We start from the raw sequence: 17,170 nt of genomic DNA on the forward strand, positions 1-17,170 counted from the left end.
AGTTTTCACAAAGAGAAACAAAAAAGCCGGTTTGAAACGCTGAAAGCCCCGAGATTCGGGGCTTTCGTGTTTTTTCGAAAGGGATTCGATTGCGAAAGCAGATGGGGATTCGAAGCTGTTTTTGTGCGCGATTGCGGTTCACAGTGCATTCAGGCGGTGCACGCAGCTTTGAATGTGGGAGCGGGCTTGCTCGCGAAAGCGGTGTAACAGTCAACAATGATGTTGAATGTTATGGCCCCTTCGCGAGCAAGCCCGCTCCCACAGGATCGTGTGCTCAGTGAGTAATCAGGCTTCGTCGCCCTCATCATCATCCCCACCATCCACCTTCATCCCCAACTCCTTGATCTTGCGCGTCAGGGTGTTACGCCCCCAACCCAGCAAAACGGCGGCATCGCGGCGGCGACCGGCGGTGTGTTTGAGGGCGGTCTCGATCATGATCCGCTCGAAGGCCGGCACAGCGCTGTCGAGCAGGCTCGATTGACCACGGGCCAGCGCCTGGTCTGCCCATTGGCGCAGGGCTTGCTCCCAGTTGGTGACCGGTGCCGAATCCTGCGGCAGGCTCAGCAACTCCGGCGGCAGGTCGCCGATGTGCACTTCGCGACCCGAAGCCATCACCGTGATCCAGCGACAGGTGTTCTCCAGTTGGCGCACGTTGCCCGGCCACGGCAGGTTCTTGAGGTATTCCTCGGTTTCGTTTTTCAGCAGCTTGGGCTCGACTGCCAGCTCCTGGGCTGCGCGGCTGAGGAAGTGCTTGGCCAGGGTCGGGATGTCTTCGCGACGATCCGACAGGCGTGGGATATGGATGCGGATCACGTTGAGGCGATGAAACAAGTCCTCACGGAATTTTCCGGCATGCACCAGGGTTTCCAGGTTCTGGTGAGTCGCGGCGATGATGCGCACATCGACCTTCACTGGTACATGACCGCCGACGCGGTAAAACTCGCCATCGGCCAGCACCCGCAGCAAGCGGGTCTGGGTGTCGGCGGGCATGTCACCGATTTCATCGAGGAACAGCGTGCCGCCGTCCGCCTGTTCAAAACGCCCGCGACGCAGGTTGGCCGCGCCCGTGAACGCGCCTTTCTCGTGGCCAAACAGTTCGGATTCCATCAGGTCTTTGGGGATCGCCGCCATGTTCAGCGCGATGAACGGCGAAGCGGCGCGCGGGCTGTGACGGTGCAGGGCGTGGGCCACCAGCTCTTTACCGGTACCGGATTCGCCATTGATCAGCACGGTGATGTTGGAGTGGCTCAGGCGGCCGATGGCGCGGAACACCTCCTGCATCGCCGGCGCCTCGCCGATGATTTCCGGGGTGCGGGTCAATGTCGGGACGACTTCCAGGCCTTGCTGCTCCTGGGCGTGCTGGTTGGCGCGCTTGACCAGGGAAACCGCTTCGTCGACATCGAACGGTTTGGGCAGGTATTCGAAGGCGCCGCCCTGATAGGACGCGACAGCGCTGTCCAGATCGGAGTGAGCGGTCATGATGATGACCGGCAGCCGTGGATGCTGCTCGCGAATCCGCGCCAGAAGGTCCAGGCCACTGGCGCCGGGCATGCGGATGTCGGAAATGATCACGTCCGGTTGCTGGCGTGCCAGGCGGCTCATCACGCCATCGGCGCTGTCGAAGCTTTGCGTGGTCATGCCTTCCTGTTGCAAGGCTTTTTCCAGGACCCAACGGATAGAACGGTCGTCATCGACGATCCACACGGTTTCACTACGGCTCATGTCGATGTGGCTCCTTGTTCCAGTGGCAGAAAGATCGAGAAAGTGGTGTGGCCGGGGTGGCTGTCACATTCGATCAGGCCCTGGTGCTGGCTGATGATGTTCTGGGTAATGGCCAGGCCGAGCCCGGTACCGTCCGGGCGACCGCTGACCATGGGAAAGAAGATGGTTTCCTGTAGCTCCGCAGGGATGCCGGGGCCGTTGTCGATGATCTCGATCTTGGTCACCAGGCGATGGCGCACATGGCCGATGGTGAACTGGCGCATGGTACGGGTGCGCAGGCTGATTCGGCCCAGGCGCAGCTCGTTCTGGCTGCTGATGGCCTGCATTGCGTTGCGCACGATGTTCAGTACGGCCTGAATCATCTGTTCGCGGTCGATCAAAACGTCGGGAATGCTAGGGTCGTAGTCGCGCACCAGCGTGATGCAACCCTGGCTTTCGGCTTCCACCAGATGGCAGACGCGCTCCAGCACTTCGTGGACATTGCACAGGGCCAGTGACGGCAGCTTGTTGGAGCCGAGCATACGATCGACCAGATTACGCAGGCGGTCGGCTTCTTCGATGATGACGTTGGTGTAGTCGCGCAGGCTTTCTTCCGGCAGTTCCCGGGCCAGCAATTGCGCTGCGCCACGAATCCCGCCCAAGGGGTTCTTGATTTCATGGGCGAGCCCGCGCACCAGCATCTTGCTGGTCTCCTGCTTGGAAAGCTGTGCTTCTTCCTTGGTGATCCGCAGCAAGCGGTCGCGAGGGTGGACCTCAAGCAGCAGCATCGTGTCGCCATTGCTCAGAATCGGCGTTACCGCGTAGTCGACGGTCAGGGTCTGGCCGGTGAGAGCGGTCAGCATGGCTTCGCGCTTGGTGAACGGGTGGGCCTGTTCGACAGCCTGGCGCAAGGAGTTCAGCGCTTCGGTCGATTCGGTAAACAACTCGCTGATGAACTGTCCATGGCTGCGCTGGCCGCTGATGGCCAGCAGCATCTCCGCCGCCGGGTTCATGTACTCGAGGCGCAGTTCGGCATCGAGCAGAATGGTGGCGGTGGTGAGGTTGTCGAGTAGCAAACGGTGGAGTGCGTCGCTAATGGTCATCGGGACCTCTTTTGGGGCGGAACATGCGCAAGAAACAAACGTTGGTAATTAGAAGTAGCAAAAAGTAAACCAAGGCTCCGAAAAGAAGCGCCAAAGGCCTGAAACGGGCGTTTGACGCTCGCTTGCGTGGCGCTCTGCCAGCTTTCGCGGGTAATTTCGAACCAAAATGGGTTGGAATCTGAGTGCGGTGCAAGCAGTTGCACCAATATAGTGCGCAAACCTGAATGAGGTTGGAAAAGTCGCAGGAATGGGGTTTTTCGTGCCGACATGAGCAGTGCAATGCAGCCGGCAATCAGCAGCCAGGCCTTCAGCGCGTGTGCACGCGTTGCAAGGTGAAGGTTGCGGTGGGGCTCTGCTGCACAACGTTTTCGCCATCGATCACTTGCACGGCGAGGCGATGCTCGCCGCGATCGATATTCACCAGTTGCAGGATCGGCACATTGACTGGCTGGCCGTAGGGCTGGCCGTCCAGCAGCAGGCGCATCCGGTGGGAGCCTTGCAGGCGCGGCTTGATCAGTACGTTTATCGTGAAGGTGCCATTGTTGGCGCGCAGAGCTTCGGTATTGGGCAGGCCGGTCAGCTCCAGCACCTCATAGGGCTTTTGGGGTTGCTCATTTCGGGTGGCTTCAGCAACAGGCGCGGCTTCGCCGGGAGTCTGGCGCTCAATGCTGTTGAGGGGCGGTAAGTGGACCGGTTGGACGCTGACGCCGTCAGGCGGTTGATTGCTGTACGCAGTGGCGCCGTTGGCGTCTGTGTATTTGTAGATCTGCGCCATGGCGGGCAGGGCGATCAGCAGCAGGATGAACAGAAAACCACGACCCATGGAATCGACCGGAAGCGAAAGCGTTGGGTTGCAGCATAGGTCAGGCCGGGCGGTTAACCCAAGTCGCTAAACATCTGGGCAAGATTTGCCGAGGCTGCCTGAACACAGAAAACCCCTTGTGGGAGCGGGCTTGCTCGCGAAGACGTCAGTACACTCAACATCCTGTTATCAGACAGACCGCTTTCGCGGGCAAGCCCGCTCCCACAGGGATGTGCGTCAGCCGTTGAATCGCTGGCAATAAAAAGGCCTCCCGAAGGAGGCCTCTTTGTCACGCCGCTTGCGCAGGCGCTACCGGATCAGCAGCTGTAGTACAGCTCGTATTCCAGTGGGTGTACGAAGGTACGTACCTTGATTTCTTCTTCGCTTTTCAGGGCGATGTAAGCGTCGATGAAGTCGTCGCTGAAAACGCCGCCTTTGGTCAGGAACGCACGACCTTTGTCCAGCTCTTCCAGGGCTTCTTTCAGGCTGCCGCAAACTTGTGGAATCTCTTTCGCCTCTTCAGGCGGCAGGTCGTACAGGTTTTTGTCAGCAGCGTCGCCAGGGTGGATCTTGTTCTGGATGCCGTCCAGGCCAGCCATCAACAGTGCGGCGAAGCACAGGTACGGGTTGGCAGCCGGATCCGGGAAGCGGGCTTCGATACGGCGGGCTTTCGGGCTCGACACGTAAGGAATGCGGATCGAAGCGGAACGGTTGCGAGCCGAGTAGGCCAGCATCACTGGCGCTTCGAAGCCTGGAACCAGACGCTTGTAGGAGTTGGTCGCCGGGTTGGTGAAGCCGTTCAGGGCCTTACCGTGCTTGATGATGCCGCCGATGAAGTACAGGGCGGTGTCCGACAGGCCGGCATAGCCTTCGCCTGCGAAGGTGTTCTTGCCATCTTTCCAGATGGACATGTGCACGTGCATGCCCGAGCCGTTGTCGCCGTACAGAGGCTTAGGCATGAAGGTCGCGGTGCGGCCGTAGGCATCGGCAACGTTGTGCACGACGTACTTCAGGGTTTGGGTTTCGTCGGCTTTCTTCACCAGGGTGTTGAACTTGACGCCGATTTCGTTCTGGCCGGCAGTTGCCACTTCGTGGTGGTGAACTTCGACGGTCAGGCCCATTTCTTCCAGTGCGTTGCACATGGAGGTACGGATTTCGTGGTCGTGGTCGAACGGTGGAACCGGGAAGTAGCCGCCTTTGACGCCTGGACGGTGACCCTTGTTGCCGCCTTCGATGTCCTGGTCGGACATCCAGGAACCTTGTTCGGAGTAGATCTTGAACATGGAGCCGGAAATGTCGGACTTGAACTTCACCTGGTCAAAGATGAAGAACTCTGGCTCTGGACCTGCGAATACGGTGTCACCGATACCGGTGGCTTTCAGGTGCTCTTCGGCGCGCTTGGCGATCGCACGTGGGTCGCGGTCGTAGCCTTGCATGCTCGAAGGCTCGATGATGTCGCAGACCAGGATCAGGGTCGGTTCTTCGGTGAATGGATCCAGAACGGCGGTGGAGTCGTCCGGCATCAGGATCATGTCGGAGGCTTCGATGCCTTTCCAGCCAGCGATGGAGGAACCGTCGAACATTTTGCCGACTTCGAAGAAGTCGTCATCCAGCGCATCGCGAGCCGGCATGGTCACGTGGTGCTGAGTGCCTTTGGTGTCCGTGAAGCGCAGATCAATCCATTTGACGTCATGATCTTTGATGAGTTGAACCGACTTCGACATAGTGTCCTCCGGGTGGCTTCGGGCTAGTAGTGGATGCCCTTAAATGTGGGTGATGCCGGCGCGAATACTCTGCCAAGGCAACCTGCCTCACAAGGGAGCAAATTGCATGCCAGTGCCCCAGCATGGGTTTTTTGCCCCAAAAACACGCTTATCAGCCATTAATGCGCTTTAAAGTCGAAAATGTCGCCCCGTAATGTGGCGCTAATTTCAATAAATGACCTGTTTTGGTGCGCGCAAAACCTTCTGCACATTAACTGGTTAAACCTTGAGCAATTTCCGCTATAATCCGCGCCCCCCTTTTTCGGCAGGCCCTGCGCGCGCTGTTTCCATGAAATTAATCGTAAAAGTCTTCCCCGAGATCACCATCAAGAGCCGCCCGGTACGGATGCGTTTCATCCGCCAATTGGCCAAGAACATCCGTGCCGTGCTCCGCGATCTGGACCCGGCCGTGGTGGTGAACGGCGTGTGGGACAACCTCGAGCTGGAAACCCGCGTCAGCGATCCCAAGGCCCTGAAGGAGATGGGCGAGCGCCTGAGCTGCATGCCGGGCGTCGCGCACTTCCTGCAAATCGACGAGTACCCGCTGGGTGATTTCGACGACATCGTTGAAAAGTGCAAGCAGCACTACGGTGATGCACTGGCCGGCAAGATTTTTTCGGTGCGTTGCAAGCGTGCCGGCAAGCACCCGTTCAGCTCGATCGATATCGAGAAATATGTCGGCAGCCAGTTGCGCCGTCAGTGTGGTGCCGCCGGGATCGACCTGAAAAAGCCTGAAATCGAAGTCCGCATCGAAGTTCGCGACCAACGGTTGTTCGTGATCCACAGCCAGCACAACGGCATCGGCGGATATCCGCTGGGCGCCCTGGAGCAGACGCTGGTGCTGATGTCCGGCGGCTTCGATTCCACCGTGGCGGCCTACCAGATCATGCGCCGCGGCCTGATGGCGCATTTCTGCTTCTTCAACCTGGGCGGACGTGCCCACGAACTGGGCGTCATGGAAGTCGCGCATTTCATCTGGAAGAAGTACGGCAGCTCCCAACGCGTGCTATTTGTCAGTGTGCCGTTCGAGGAAGTGTTGGGCGAAATTCTCGGCAAAGTCGATAACAGTCATATGGGCGTAGTATTGAAGCGTATGATGTTGCGCGCTTCGTCCCGGATTGCCGATCGACTGCACATCGAAGCCCTGGTCACCGGTGAGGCGATCTCCCAGGTGTCGAGCCAGACGCTGCCGAACCTGTCTGTGATCGATTGCGTGACCGACAAACTGGTCTTGCGCCCGCTGATCGCCAGCCACAAGCAGGACATCATCGACACGGCCAACGAGATCGGCACCGCCGATTTCGCCCGGCACATGCCGGAGTACTGCGGCGTCATTTCGGTCAATCCGAAGACGGCCGCCAAGCGCTACCGTGTCGAGCACGAAGAGAAAGAATTCGATATGGCGGTGCTCGAGCGTGCGCTCGAAAACGCCAAGCTGGTGCCGATCGATCGCGTGATCGACGAATTGGGCCAGGACTTGCAGATTGAAGAAGTCAGCGAAGCGCTGGCCGGTCAGATCGTCATCGACATCCGTCACCCGGATGCCGCTGAAGATGACCCGCTGGAGCTTGCTGGCATCGAGGTACAAACGATGCCGTTTTATGCAGTGAACGCTCGTTTCAAGGAACTGGACCCTACTCGCCAGTACCTGCTGTATTGCGACAAAGGCGTGATGAGTCGCCTGCATGCCCACCATTTGCTCAGTGAGGGGCATGCCAATGTGCGCGTTTATCGACCGAGCTAAGTGCCCGGGGCTGTTTGCCTGTGGCCTGCGTCACCGGCCCCCCGACGCCACCGTCAAGCTGTAACGGCTTTCACGGACGCTACTGTTAATCGCTGCCAAGACTTGTCAGCACACCGAATCCTCTGATCGAGATACACAAGTGATCGAAAATCTACGCAACATCGCCATCATTGCCCACGTTGACCATGGTAAAACCACCCTGGTAGACAAACTCCTGCGTCAATCCGGCACCCTGGAGCGCAACGAGCTCAACGACGAGCGCGTGATGGACTCCAACGACCAGGAAAAAGAGCGCGGTATTACCATTCTGGCGAAAAACACCGCCATCAACTGGAACGGCTACCACATCAACATCGTGGACACCCCGGGCCACGCCGACTTCGGCGGCGAAGTTGAACGCGTAATGTCGATGGTCGACTCCGTTCTGCTGCTGGTTGATGCTCAAGACGGCCCTATGCCGCAAACCCGTTTCGTGACCAAGAAGGCTTTCGAAGCCGGCCTGCGTCCGATCGTGTGCATCAACAAGGTTGACCGTCCAGGCGCGCGTCCGGACTGGGTTCTGGACCAGATCTTCGACCTGTTCGACAACCTGGGTGCCACCGAAGAACAGCTGGACTTCAAAGTCGTCTACGCCTCGGCCCTGAACGGTATTGCCGGTCTGGACCACACCGAAATGGCTGAAGACATGACCCCGCTGTACCAGTCGATCGTCGACAACGTACCTGCGCCGAAAGTCGACCGTGACGGTCCGTTCCAGATGCAGATCTCCGCACTGGACTACAACAGCTTCCTGGGTGTTATCGGCGTTGGCCGTATCGCTCGCGGTCGCGTCAAGCCGAACACCCCGGTTGTGGCTATCGGCGCCGACGGCAAGAAGCGTAACGGTCGTATCCTGAAGCTGATGGGTCACCACGGTCTGCACCGTGTAGACGTTGAAGAAGCTGCTGCAGGCGACATCGTGTGCATCAGCGGTATGGACTCGCTGTTCATCTCCGACACCCTGTGCCACCCGGACACCGTTGAAGCGATGAAGCCGTTGACCGTTGACGAGCCAACCGTTTCCATGACCTTCCAGGTAAACGACTCGCCATTCTGCGGTAAAGAAGGCAAGTTCGTGACTTCCCGTAACATCAAGGAACGTCTGGACAAAGAGCTGCTGTACAACGTTGCACTGCGCGTTGAAGAAGGCGACTCGGCTGACAAGTTCAAGGTTTCCGGCCGTGGCGAACTGCACCTCTCGGTACTGATCGAAACCATGCGTCGCGAAGGCTTCGAAATGGCTGTAGGCCGTCCGGAAGTGATCATCCGTCTGGTTGACGGCGTGAAGCACGAACCGTTCGAAAACGTCACCATCGACCTGCCGGAAGAATCCCAGGGCAAGGTGATGGAAGAGATGGGCCTGCGTAAGGGCGACCTGACCAACATGGTGCCGGATGGCAAGGGCCGTGTACGTCTGGAATACAACATCCCTGCTCGTGGTCTGATCGGTTTCCGTAACCAGTTCCTGACCCTGACCAACGGCGCTGGCATCCTGACCTCGATCTTCGACCGTTACGACGTGATGAAGTCCGGCGACATGTCCGGCCGTCAGAACGGCGTTCTGGTTTCGGTTGAAACCGGCAAGGCACTGACCTACTCCCTGGAAACCCTGCAGGCGCGTGGCAAGCTGTTCGTAGAACACGGTCAGGAAATCTACAACGGTCAGATCGTTGGTCTGAACAGCCGTGACAACGACCTGGGCGTCAACCCTACCAAGGGCAAGAAGCTCGACAACATGCGTGCTTCGGGTAAAGACGAAACCATCGCTCTGGTTCCACCTGTTCGCTTCACCCTGGAACAGGCTCTGGAATTCATCCAGGACGATGAGCTGTGCGAAGTGACTCCTAAGTCCATCCGTCTTCGCAAGAAGATCCTGGACGAAAGCGAGCGTACCCGCGCTGCCAAGAAAGCCAAGGCATAAGATTTAGCCCCGGCTGAACGAAAACGCCCCCGGTCGAAAGGCCGGGGGCGTTTTTGTTTGTCTGGGGGTTGTGTGGTGTTTGTGCCGGCCTCATCGCGAGCAAGCTCGCTCCCACAGGGGGTCTGTGGTGTTCACACAATTTGTGGTTCACCTCGAACACTGTGGGAGCGAGCTTGCTCGCGATGGCGGCCGATCAGCCGCCACTGGTTTCAGGAAATATCAGAACCGCTCGATACTGCGCGAATTCCGCTCGCGCTCCACTTCCTTCGGCTTGTACGCGCAATACCCCGGCCGCGGGCCGATTTTCGGGTGGTTGCGGCAAGTATCCGGGCGCTTATCATAAATAGTGCACAGACGGCTCTTACGATCCAGGTACAGGCAATCGTTGTTGCTCATGCGCTGGAGGGTAAAGATTCCCGACTTCTGGTTGAAACGCTCGACCAAACCTTCCTTTTGCAGGCGTTTGGCGATGTTCTTCGGCGGATCGCCCAGCTCGAATTCGTCGACCACGCCGATGCGGATCAGGTCCTTGATCTTGACCTCGACGGGCAGGGTGCAGCAGCTGGACATGCACGAGCCGCACATCGGGGCAGAGTACTTGGCCCAGGTATCGAGGCGGTCGATCTCTGCGGCAGCGATCAGGTTCGGCTTCATCATCGTTTGTTACCAGCGTGTGCATCAGGGCGCGCGATCATACCGGGACTGGTGGATTTTTGAACAACCTTTCGCCAGATTTTTTCACTGCCGACCAATAAACCGCTAATCCGGCACGGCCCCTGCATTGAATCAGGTACTCGACAATGTATTGCCGACCCGATTCGCACTTACAGGAAAAACTGCCGAACCAGAGCCTGTACCGCCTGTCAGACCGTCTAGGCTCAGACAACTCCAAGCTCGCTCGAGGTCCTATCGATGACTCAAGAACCACTTGTTCGCGAAGCAGAGGTGGCCGCATTCCGCGACGCCGTCTTGACCAAACTCACTTATGCAGTGGGTAAAGACCCGGATCACGCCTTCGACCATGACTGGTTCGAAGCCATTGCCCTGGCCGCGCGGGATCACATGGTCGAGCACTGGATGGACCACACGCGGCAGATCTACCGCAAAGGTCAGAAGCGCGTTTATTACCTTTCCCTCGAATTCCTCATCGGCCGGCTGCTGTTCGACAGCCTGAGCAACCTCGGCCTGCTCGACGTGGCGCGCGAAGCCCTGACCGAGCTCGGCGTCGACCTTGAGCGCATCCGTCTGCTGGAGCCCGATGCGGCCCTGGGCAACGGCGGCCTCGGGCGTCTGGCGGCGTGTTTCCTGGAAAGCATGTCGACCCTCGGCATCGCCGGTCATGGCTATGGCATCCGCTATGAACACGGGTTGTTCCGCCAGGCGATTGTCGACGGCTGGCAGCAGGAGCAGACCGAACACTGGCTGGATTTCGGCAACCCGTGGGAGTTCGAGCGGCCGGAAGTGGTCTACACCATCGGTTTCGGCGGCGGTGTCGAGACCCTGACCGACGACACCGGCAAATCCCGGCAAGTCTGGTCCCCGGCGGAAACCGTGCGGGCGATTGCCTATGACACGCCGGTGGTCGGCTGGCGCGGGGCGAGCGTCAACACGCTGCGCCTGTGGCGCGCCCGCGCAATGGAAGATCTGCACCTGGAGCGTTTCAACGCCGGCGATCACCTGGGCGCCGTGGCCGAAGTGGCCCGGGCCGAAAGCATCTCCCGGGTGCTGTACCCGGCGGACAGCACCGAGGCCGGCCAGGAGTTGCGCCTGCGCCAGGAGTATTTCTTCGTCGCCGCCTCGTTGCAGGATCTGCTGCGCCGCCATCGCAACATGCACACCTCGGTGCTGACCCTGGGCGATCACGCCTCGATCCAGCTCAACGACACTCACCCCTCGATTGCCGTGGCTGAACTGATGCGGCAACTGGTCGACGTCTATGACGTGGCGTGGGATGCGGCGTGGCAGGTCACCGTCGATACGCTCTCCTACACCAACCACACCTTGTTGCCCGAAGCGCTGGAAACCTGGCCGGTCGGCTTGATGGAGCGCATGTTGCCGCGGCACATGCAGATCATTTACCTGATCAACGCCCACCACATCGACTCCCTGCGGGCCAAAGGCATCCACGACTTCGACGTACTGCGCGCGGTGTCACTGATCGAGGAAGACAACGGTCGCCGGGTACGCATGGGCAACCTGGCGTTTCTCGGCTCCCACAGCGTCAACGGTGTGTCCGGGTTGCACACGCAACTGATGCGCAAGACGGTGTTCTCCGAGCTGCATAAGCTCTATCCGGAGCGGATCAACAACAAAACCAACGGCATCACCTTTCGTCGTTGGTTGTACCAGGCCAACCCCGAGCTGACCTCGATGCTGGTCGATGCCCTGGGGCCCGAGGTGCTGGACAACCCGGAAGAGCGGTTGCTCGCCCTCGAGCCGTTCGCCGAGAAAAACGCGTTCCGCAAGGCGTTCGCCGAGCAACGCCTGCACAGCAAGAAAGCCCTGGCGTACCTGATTCATGAGCGCTTGGGCGTGGCGGTTAACCCGGCGGCGATGTTCGACGTGCAGGTCAAGCGTATCCACGAATACAAACGCCAGTTGCTCAACCTGATGCACACCGTGGCGTTGTACCAGGCGATCCGCGCCGAACCTGAAATCGACTGGGTTCCACGGGTGAAAATATTCGCCGGCAAGGCCGCCGCGAGTTATCACCAGGCCAAACTGATCATCAAGCTGACCAACGACATTGCCCGTGTGGTGAACAACGACCCCACCGTGCGCGGCTTGCTCAAAGTGGTGTTCCTGCCCAACTACAACGTCAGCCTGGCGGAGAGCATCATTCCGGCGGCGGATTTGTCCGAGCAGATCTCCACCGCCGGTTTCGAAGCGTCAGGCACCAGCAACATGAAGTTCGGCCTGAACGGCGCGCTGACCATCGGCACCCTGGACGGGGCCAACGTGGAAATGTGCGATCGCATCGGTGCCGAGCACATGTTCATCTTCGGCCTCAGCGCGCAGCAGGTGGAGGCGCGCAAGCAGAACCATGAGTTCAGTGCCGTACCGGACATCGCCGCGTCCCATCGCCTGAACGATGTGCTGCAAGCGATTCGTGGCGGGGTGTTCTCGCCGGATGATCCGTCCCGTTACACCGGGTTGATCGATTCGCTGGTGGACTACGACCGCTTCCTGGTCTGCGCCGACTTCGATTCCTACTGGCACGCGCAGATGCGCGTCGAAGCCCATTGGCACGATTCGAAGGAGTGGTGGCGTTCAGCGGTGTTGAACACGGCGCGGATGGGCTGGTTCTCATCGGACCGGACCATTCGCGAGTACGCCACGGAAATCTGGAAGGCACTGGAGTAAGTCTTCAGGCAGGTGGATATACTGGCGCGCCGGAAAAGATCGCAGCCTTCGGCAGCTCCTACACCCATCCTGTAGGAGCTGCCGAAGGCTGCGATCTTTATGGATACGGCTGAGCTAATCTTTCCGGATTGGCTAATGCGCTTAGGGATATCGACCATGCAATGGATGTTCATGCTGATAGGGTTGGTGCTCGGCTGGATACTCGACGAGTCATTCAGCGATGCGCTGCTGGGCGCGTTACTCGGGTTGGGTATCGGCCAGGCCCTTCGCTTGGCTCGCATGGACTCGCAGGCCGTCGAACAGCAGCGTTTGCTGGAGCAGGCGCAGGTAGCCCTGCAAGCGGTCGAGCAACGGCTGGCGCTGCTCGAAGCATCGGGCGTCAAGACGCCGCAAACCGGCGAACCGCTTGTCGCACCTGAAACCTTCCTTGATGAAACCCCTGCCGTAGCCACGGAATTGATCTGGGAGCTGCCGCCCGAACTTGAGCCAATCCAGGCTGCGGCCAGCGAAATCAGGCGTCCGGCCACCGATGCCTGGAAGCCCGAGTCGACCGCTCGCGAAGCGCAATCGCCTGGCTCCCCGCGTGGCCCGAATCTCATCGACCGCGCCATAGGTCGCGCCCGCGCCTGGTTGTTCGGTGGCAATACCGTGTTGCGCGTCGGCGTGGTGCTGCTGTTCCTCGGCCTGGCCTTTCTGCTGCGCTATGCCACTGAAGGCGTAGTGGTGCCGGTTGAGTTGCGCTACGCAGGCGTGGCTGCCACAGCACTGGGGTTGCTCGGGCTGGGTTGGTGGTTGAGGGCCCGCAACAGCAGTTACGCATTGATCCTGCAGGGTGCCGGGATTGCCGTGTTGTACCTGACGGTGTTTGCCGCGATGCGCCTGCATCCGCTGCTCGAGCCCTCGGCGGGGTTTGGCCTGCTGGTGGCGGTGACGGTCTGTTCGGCGATTCTCGCCATTGCCCAGGATTCCCTGGGGCTGGCCGCCGCGGCCGCACTGGGCGGATTCGCCGCGCCCATCCTGGCCTCCACCGGCACCGGCAGCCATGTCGCGCTGTTCAGTTACTTTACCCTGCTCAACGCCGGTATCTTCGCCATCGCCTGGTTCAAGGCCTGGCGGCTGTTGAATGTCATCGGCTTCACCGGCACCTTTGGCATTGGATTCGCCTGGGGCCTGCGCTCCTACTCGCCGGAGCTGTTGTGGAGCACCGAGCCGTTTCTGATTTTGTTTTTCCTGATGTACCTGGCCATTGGTCTGCTGTTCGCCCGGCGCAGATTGATGGAGATGGGCGATACACCCGCAGACGGCAGTCGCGAAGCACTGCTGCGCTGGTCGGCGCGCAAGGGTGACTACGTCGACGGCACACTGCTGTTCGGCCCGCCACTGGTGGGTTTCGGCTTGCAGTTCGTGCTGGTGCAGCATCTTGAATTCGCTGCTGCATTCAGTGCCTTGGCACTGGGTATCATTTATATGGGGCTTGCCCGTTGGCTGATGGCCGGGCGCACGCTGTTGTTGGGCGAAACCTGCCTGGCCTTGGGCGTGATCTTCGCCAGCCTGGCGATACCGCTGGGGCTCGATGCGCGCTGGACGACAGCGGCATGGGCGGTGGAAGGCGCGGGGATCTTCTGGCTCGGTCTGCGCCAACAAAGGCATTTAGGCCGGGCCTTTGCCTTGCTGCTGCAACTGGGGGCGGCGCTGGCGTTTCTCAGCGAGCTGCACGACAGCGAAAGCAGCCTGCTCGGCGGTGTACCGCTAGGTGCACTGTTATTGGGCGTCGCGTTGCTGTTCAGCTTCTACCAATTGCGTAAAGCCTTGCCGGAGCAGATCAGGCCATGGGAGCTCAAAGGCCTGCCGGTATTGGCCTGTCTCGGGCTGGCGTTTCTCTATTTGCTGGCGCCCTTGTTTTTCTTCAGCCACGGCACGGTGATCAGCTGGGCCTTGGCCGGGGCGCTCACGTTGTTTGTTGGCTTGCACCTGCAATCGCGCACGTTCGTGTTCACCGCGCTCGCTGTGCAGCTGTTGGGTGGCGCGCTGTTCCTGACGGCTGGGCCGCAGTTCAGTGACGGTCTGCAGCCCCTGGCCCATGGCGGGTTCTGGGCGCCGCTGCTGCTGGGGCTGGCCGCAATGGTCGGGGCCTGGCGTTTGCAGATCGGTCATTCTTTCACCGCGCTCAAAGGGCTGAGTCTGTTGCGCTTGTCCCAGGCGTTGCTGGTTTGGGGCGCGGGTTGGTGGGCGCTGGCCTGGGTTATCGAAGTGCTGCATTTTGCGCCGCAGTCGATGCAGGCGACTTTGTTGTTGGGCATCGCTGCCGTGAGTGTTGCGCTGTGGACGGTATTGGCGCTGCGCCTGAAATGGCCGTCACTGGGGGGGCTCGGCACGGTGCTGATACCCGCTGCGGCGCTGGTGCTGCTCGCGGCCTGGCACTCGCGTTATCACCCGGCGGCCAACTTTGGCTGGCTGGCGTGGGCCGCCGTGTTCGTCGTGCATTTCATGTCCCTGCGACGCCTGGCGCCCATGCTGCCAGCGCCCGTGCTGAGCGTCGCTCATGTGCTCGGCTGCTGGCTGTTGATGGGTGTGCTGGCGCTGGAACTGCGTTACGCCTTGCTGGTGTTGTCCGAGCAATACAACGCCTGGCGCTGGTTGGGCTGGGCGATTCTGCCAAGCCTGTATCTGGTGTTGATGGCAGCACCTCGCGCATGGCCTTGGCCGGTGTCGGCCTATCCTCGGGAATACCGCGTGTACGCCGCTGCGCCGCTGGCCTTGCTGATGCTCGGCTGGTTCTGGCTGGCAAATATCGCCAGTGAGGGCAACGCCGAGCCACTGCCTTACGTGCCACTGATCAACCCGCTGGAGCTGGGCCTGTTGTTTGCGTTGTTCGGCGTCTACGTCTGGTCCCGCAGCGCCATGCCCCAACTGGCTGTCCGCAAGGATTACGCCGCCATTGCCACGCAAGGGGTCGCAGGTGCCTCGCTGTTCGTGTTCTTTACGGCCTTGGTGATGCGCACGGCGCACCATTGGAGCGCGGTGCCGTTCGAGCTGGATCTGTTGCTGGAGTCGATGCGAGTACAAGCCGGCCTGTCCATTGTCTGGACCTTGATGGCCCTGAGCCTGATGATCGGCGGCCATTTGCGTCGCCGTCGTGAAGTCTGGCTGATCGGTGCGGCCTTGATTGGCGTGGTCGTGGCCAAGCTGTTTTTTGTCGAATTGAGCAATCGCGGCGGGCTGGCGCGAATCGTGTCGTTCATTGGTGTCGGCGTGTTGTTGCTGGTGGTGGGTTATTTCGCTCCGCTACCGCCCAAACGTGCCGAAGCCGTGTCGGATAGCGGCAAACCGGTCCCGGAATCACAAGGAGTGTCGTCTTGAGTCAGAAGCTGAACCTGGGTTGGCTGGGCATTGTTGCCATGGGTGTGGTGTTGTCGGCGGTTGCCCAGGAAAAACCGGAGGATTTCACCACCCAAGTGCCTTTGTCGGTAACGGGCGAAGGACCTTGGTATCGTCTTGAACTGCCCCTGAGCGTACAACTGAATGCACGGCAGGCTGACCTGAGCGATGTGCGTGTATTCAACGCCGTGGGTGAAGCTCAGGCTTATGCCTTGGCCCGGGAGTCGGCGCGGAGCGATGAAACGCGTACCTTGACCGAGGTGAAATGGTTTGCGCTGTACAACTCGGTGGACGCCACTGAAACCGCGCCGAGCGTGCGGGTGCAATCGAGCACCAACGGCACCTTGGTCGAGGTGCAGCCCTCCAGTCAGCTGGAGGCAGGTGAGGAGGAGTTGCGCGGCTGGTTGCTCGACGCGTCCGCTATCAAGGCGCCATTGCAGCAATTGATTCTCGACTGGACCAGCGAACGCGACGGCTTCCAGCGTTTCACCATCGAAGCCAGCGATGATCTGCAGCATTGGCAGTCCTGGGGCGAAGGGCAGGTGGCGCGCCTGACCTTTTCCGACGAGCGGGTCGAACAGCATGAGGTCAACCTGCCGGGCCAGTCGGCGCGCTACCTGCGGTTGCTGTGGATCACTCCGCATTCGGCGCCGACACTGACTTCGGCGCAACTGCAAAGCGCCAATACCCGCAGCCTGCCACTGCCGTTGGTCTGGTCCCAGGCATTGGCCGGCAGCAGCGTGAAGGCGGGTGAATACACCTGGCAGTTGCCGATGGGGCTTAATGTCGAGCGGGTGCAGGTCGAGTTGAGCCAGCCCAACAGCCTGGCGCCAGTGAGCCTGGCCGGCCGGCGCGACAGCAGCCTGCCATGGCAGTCGTTGGGCAGCGGTTTGCTCTATCGCCTGACGCAGAATGGTCAGGACGTGGTGCAAAACCAATTGCAGTTGTCTGGGCAAATCGTCCAGCAATTGAAACTGACCGTGGACGAACGCGGTGGTGGCCTGGGTGATCAGGCACCGACGCTGAAGTTTGCCATGCGCGCCACGCAACTGGTGTTTCTGGCACGTGGGCCGGGGCCATACACGCTGGTGGTGGGGAATGCCGCGGCGAAGGCAGCCAACTTGCCGCTATCGACGTTGATTCCGGATTACAGCCCGCAGAAGCTGGCGACCCTGGGCCGAGCCTTGGTGGATGTCGGGGCGGTGACTACGCAGCCGTCGGCAGGCGCCACGTCTGCGCCAGTCGACACCCACTGGAAGAAATTCGGTTTGTGGGCGGTGTTGTTGCTCTGCGTGGTGGTCCTGGCGGCGATGGCGTTCAGTCTGCTGCGCAAGCCTTCTGTCAAATCCTGACCGT

General features: G+C 60.2%; 10 protein-coding genes. 5 read left to right on the plus strand and 5 right to left on the minus strand.

Features of this window, described 5'->3' with window-relative positions:
• Positions 1-285: 285 nt before the first annotated feature.
• The 4 genes from ntrC to glnA all read right to left on the minus strand — a co-directional run bounded on the left by ntrC (position 286) and on the right by glnA (position 5,330).
• A complete protein-coding gene (ntrC, locus tag PPUTUW4_RS01440; RefSeq protein ID WP_015093087.1) occupies positions 286-1,722 on the minus strand; it encodes a nitrogen regulation protein NR(I) in 1,437 nt (478 codons plus the stop codon).
• On the minus strand, positions 1,719-2,804 hold the full coding sequence (glnL, locus tag PPUTUW4_RS01445) for a nitrogen regulation protein NR(II) (RefSeq protein ID WP_015093088.1): 1,086 nt from the start codon (positions 2,802-2,804) through the stop codon (positions 1,719-1,721). Before glnL ends, ntrC begins: the two co-directional genes overlap by 4 nt.
• 307 nt (positions 2,805-3,111) lie before the next feature.
• Positions 3,112-3,627, minus strand: coding sequence for a DUF4124 domain-containing protein (locus PPUTUW4_RS01450; protein WP_015093089.1), 516 nt, complete (start codon positions 3,625-3,627; stop codon positions 3,112-3,114).
• A gap of 296 nt (positions 3,628-3,923) precedes the next feature.
• Positions 3,924-5,330 carry a glutamate--ammonia ligase gene (gene glnA / locus PPUTUW4_RS01455; RefSeq protein ID WP_007970634.1) on the minus strand — a complete coding sequence of 469 codons (1,407 nt, stop codon included), beginning with the start codon at positions 5,328-5,330 and terminating at the stop codon, positions 3,924-3,926.
• A gap of 328 nt (positions 5,331-5,658) precedes the next feature.
• Between glnA and thiI the strand changes: the two genes are divergently transcribed.
• Positions 5,659-7,113, plus strand: coding sequence for a tRNA uracil 4-sulfurtransferase ThiI (thiI, locus tag PPUTUW4_RS01460; RefSeq protein WP_015093090.1), 1,455 nt, complete (start codon positions 5,659-5,661; stop codon positions 7,111-7,113).
• A gap of 139 nt (positions 7,114-7,252) precedes the next feature.
• Positions 7,253-9,073, plus strand: coding sequence for a translational GTPase TypA (typA, locus tag PPUTUW4_RS01465; protein WP_007970631.1), 1,821 nt, complete (start codon positions 7,253-7,255; stop codon positions 9,071-9,073).
• Positions 9,074-9,292: 219 nt separating this feature from the next.
• On the opposite strand, the gene PPUTUW4_RS01470 is transcribed toward typA, so the two are convergent.
• A complete protein-coding gene (locus PPUTUW4_RS01470; RefSeq protein ID WP_007970630.1) occupies positions 9,293-9,730 on the minus strand; it encodes a YkgJ family cysteine cluster protein in 438 nt (145 codons plus the stop codon).
• 255 nt (positions 9,731-9,985) lie between these two features.
• Between PPUTUW4_RS01470 and PPUTUW4_RS01475 the strand changes: the two genes are divergently transcribed.
• The 3 genes from PPUTUW4_RS01475 (at position 9,986) to PPUTUW4_RS01485 (ending at position 17,166) form a co-directional block, all read left to right on the plus strand.
• Positions 9,986-12,436 (plus strand): glycogen/starch/alpha-glucan phosphorylase, encoded by a 2,451-nt coding sequence (locus PPUTUW4_RS01475; RefSeq protein WP_015093091.1) that lies wholly within the window; start codon positions 9,986-9,988, stop codon positions 12,434-12,436.
• A gap of 156 nt (positions 12,437-12,592) precedes the next feature.
• Positions 12,593-15,796 carry a DUF2339 domain-containing protein gene (locus PPUTUW4_RS01480; RefSeq protein ID WP_015093092.1) on the plus strand — a complete coding sequence of 1,068 codons (3,204 nt, stop codon included), beginning with the start codon at positions 12,593-12,595 and terminating at the stop codon, positions 15,794-15,796.
• Positions 15,793-17,166 carry a DUF3999 domain-containing protein gene (locus PPUTUW4_RS01485; RefSeq protein ID WP_015093093.1) on the plus strand — a complete coding sequence of 458 codons (1,374 nt, stop codon included), beginning with the start codon at positions 15,793-15,795 and terminating at the stop codon, positions 17,164-17,166. Before PPUTUW4_RS01480 ends, PPUTUW4_RS01485 begins: the two co-directional genes overlap by 4 nt.
• Positions 17,167-17,170 lie beyond the last annotated feature (4 nt).

Source organism: Pseudomonas sp. UW4 (assembly GCF_000316175.1).
Lineage (GTDB): Bacteria > Pseudomonadota > Gammaproteobacteria > Pseudomonadales > Pseudomonadaceae > Aquipseudomonas > Aquipseudomonas laurylsulfatiphila.

Excerpts from the sequence above, each read along its gene's own strand:
- ntrC (WP_015093087.1), bottom strand. The coding sequence starts at position 1,722 with ATGAGCCGTAGTGAAACCGTGTGGATCGTCGATGACGACCGTTCTATC.
- glnL (WP_015093088.1), bottom strand. The coding sequence starts at position 2,804 with ATGACCATTAGCGACGCACTCCACCGTTTGCTACTCGACAACCTCACC.
- PPUTUW4_RS01450 (WP_015093089.1), bottom strand. The coding sequence starts at position 3,627 with ATGGGTCGTGGTTTTCTGTTCATCCTGCTGCTGATCGCCCTGCCCGCC.
- glnA (WP_007970634.1), bottom strand. The coding sequence starts at position 5,330 with ATGTCGAAGTCGGTTCAACTCATCAAAGATCATGACGTCAAATGGATT.
- thiI (WP_015093090.1), top strand. The coding sequence starts at position 5,659 with ATGAAATTAATCGTAAAAGTCTTCCCCGAGATCACCATCAAGAGCCGC.
- PPUTUW4_RS01470 (WP_007970630.1), bottom strand. The coding sequence starts at position 9,730 with ATGATGAAGCCGAACCTGATCGCTGCCGCAGAGATCGACCGCCTCGAT.
- PPUTUW4_RS01475 (WP_015093091.1), top strand. The coding sequence starts at position 9,986 with ATGACTCAAGAACCACTTGTTCGCGAAGCAGAGGTGGCCGCATTCCGC.
- PPUTUW4_RS01480 (WP_015093092.1), top strand. The coding sequence starts at position 12,593 with ATGCAATGGATGTTCATGCTGATAGGGTTGGTGCTCGGCTGGATACTC.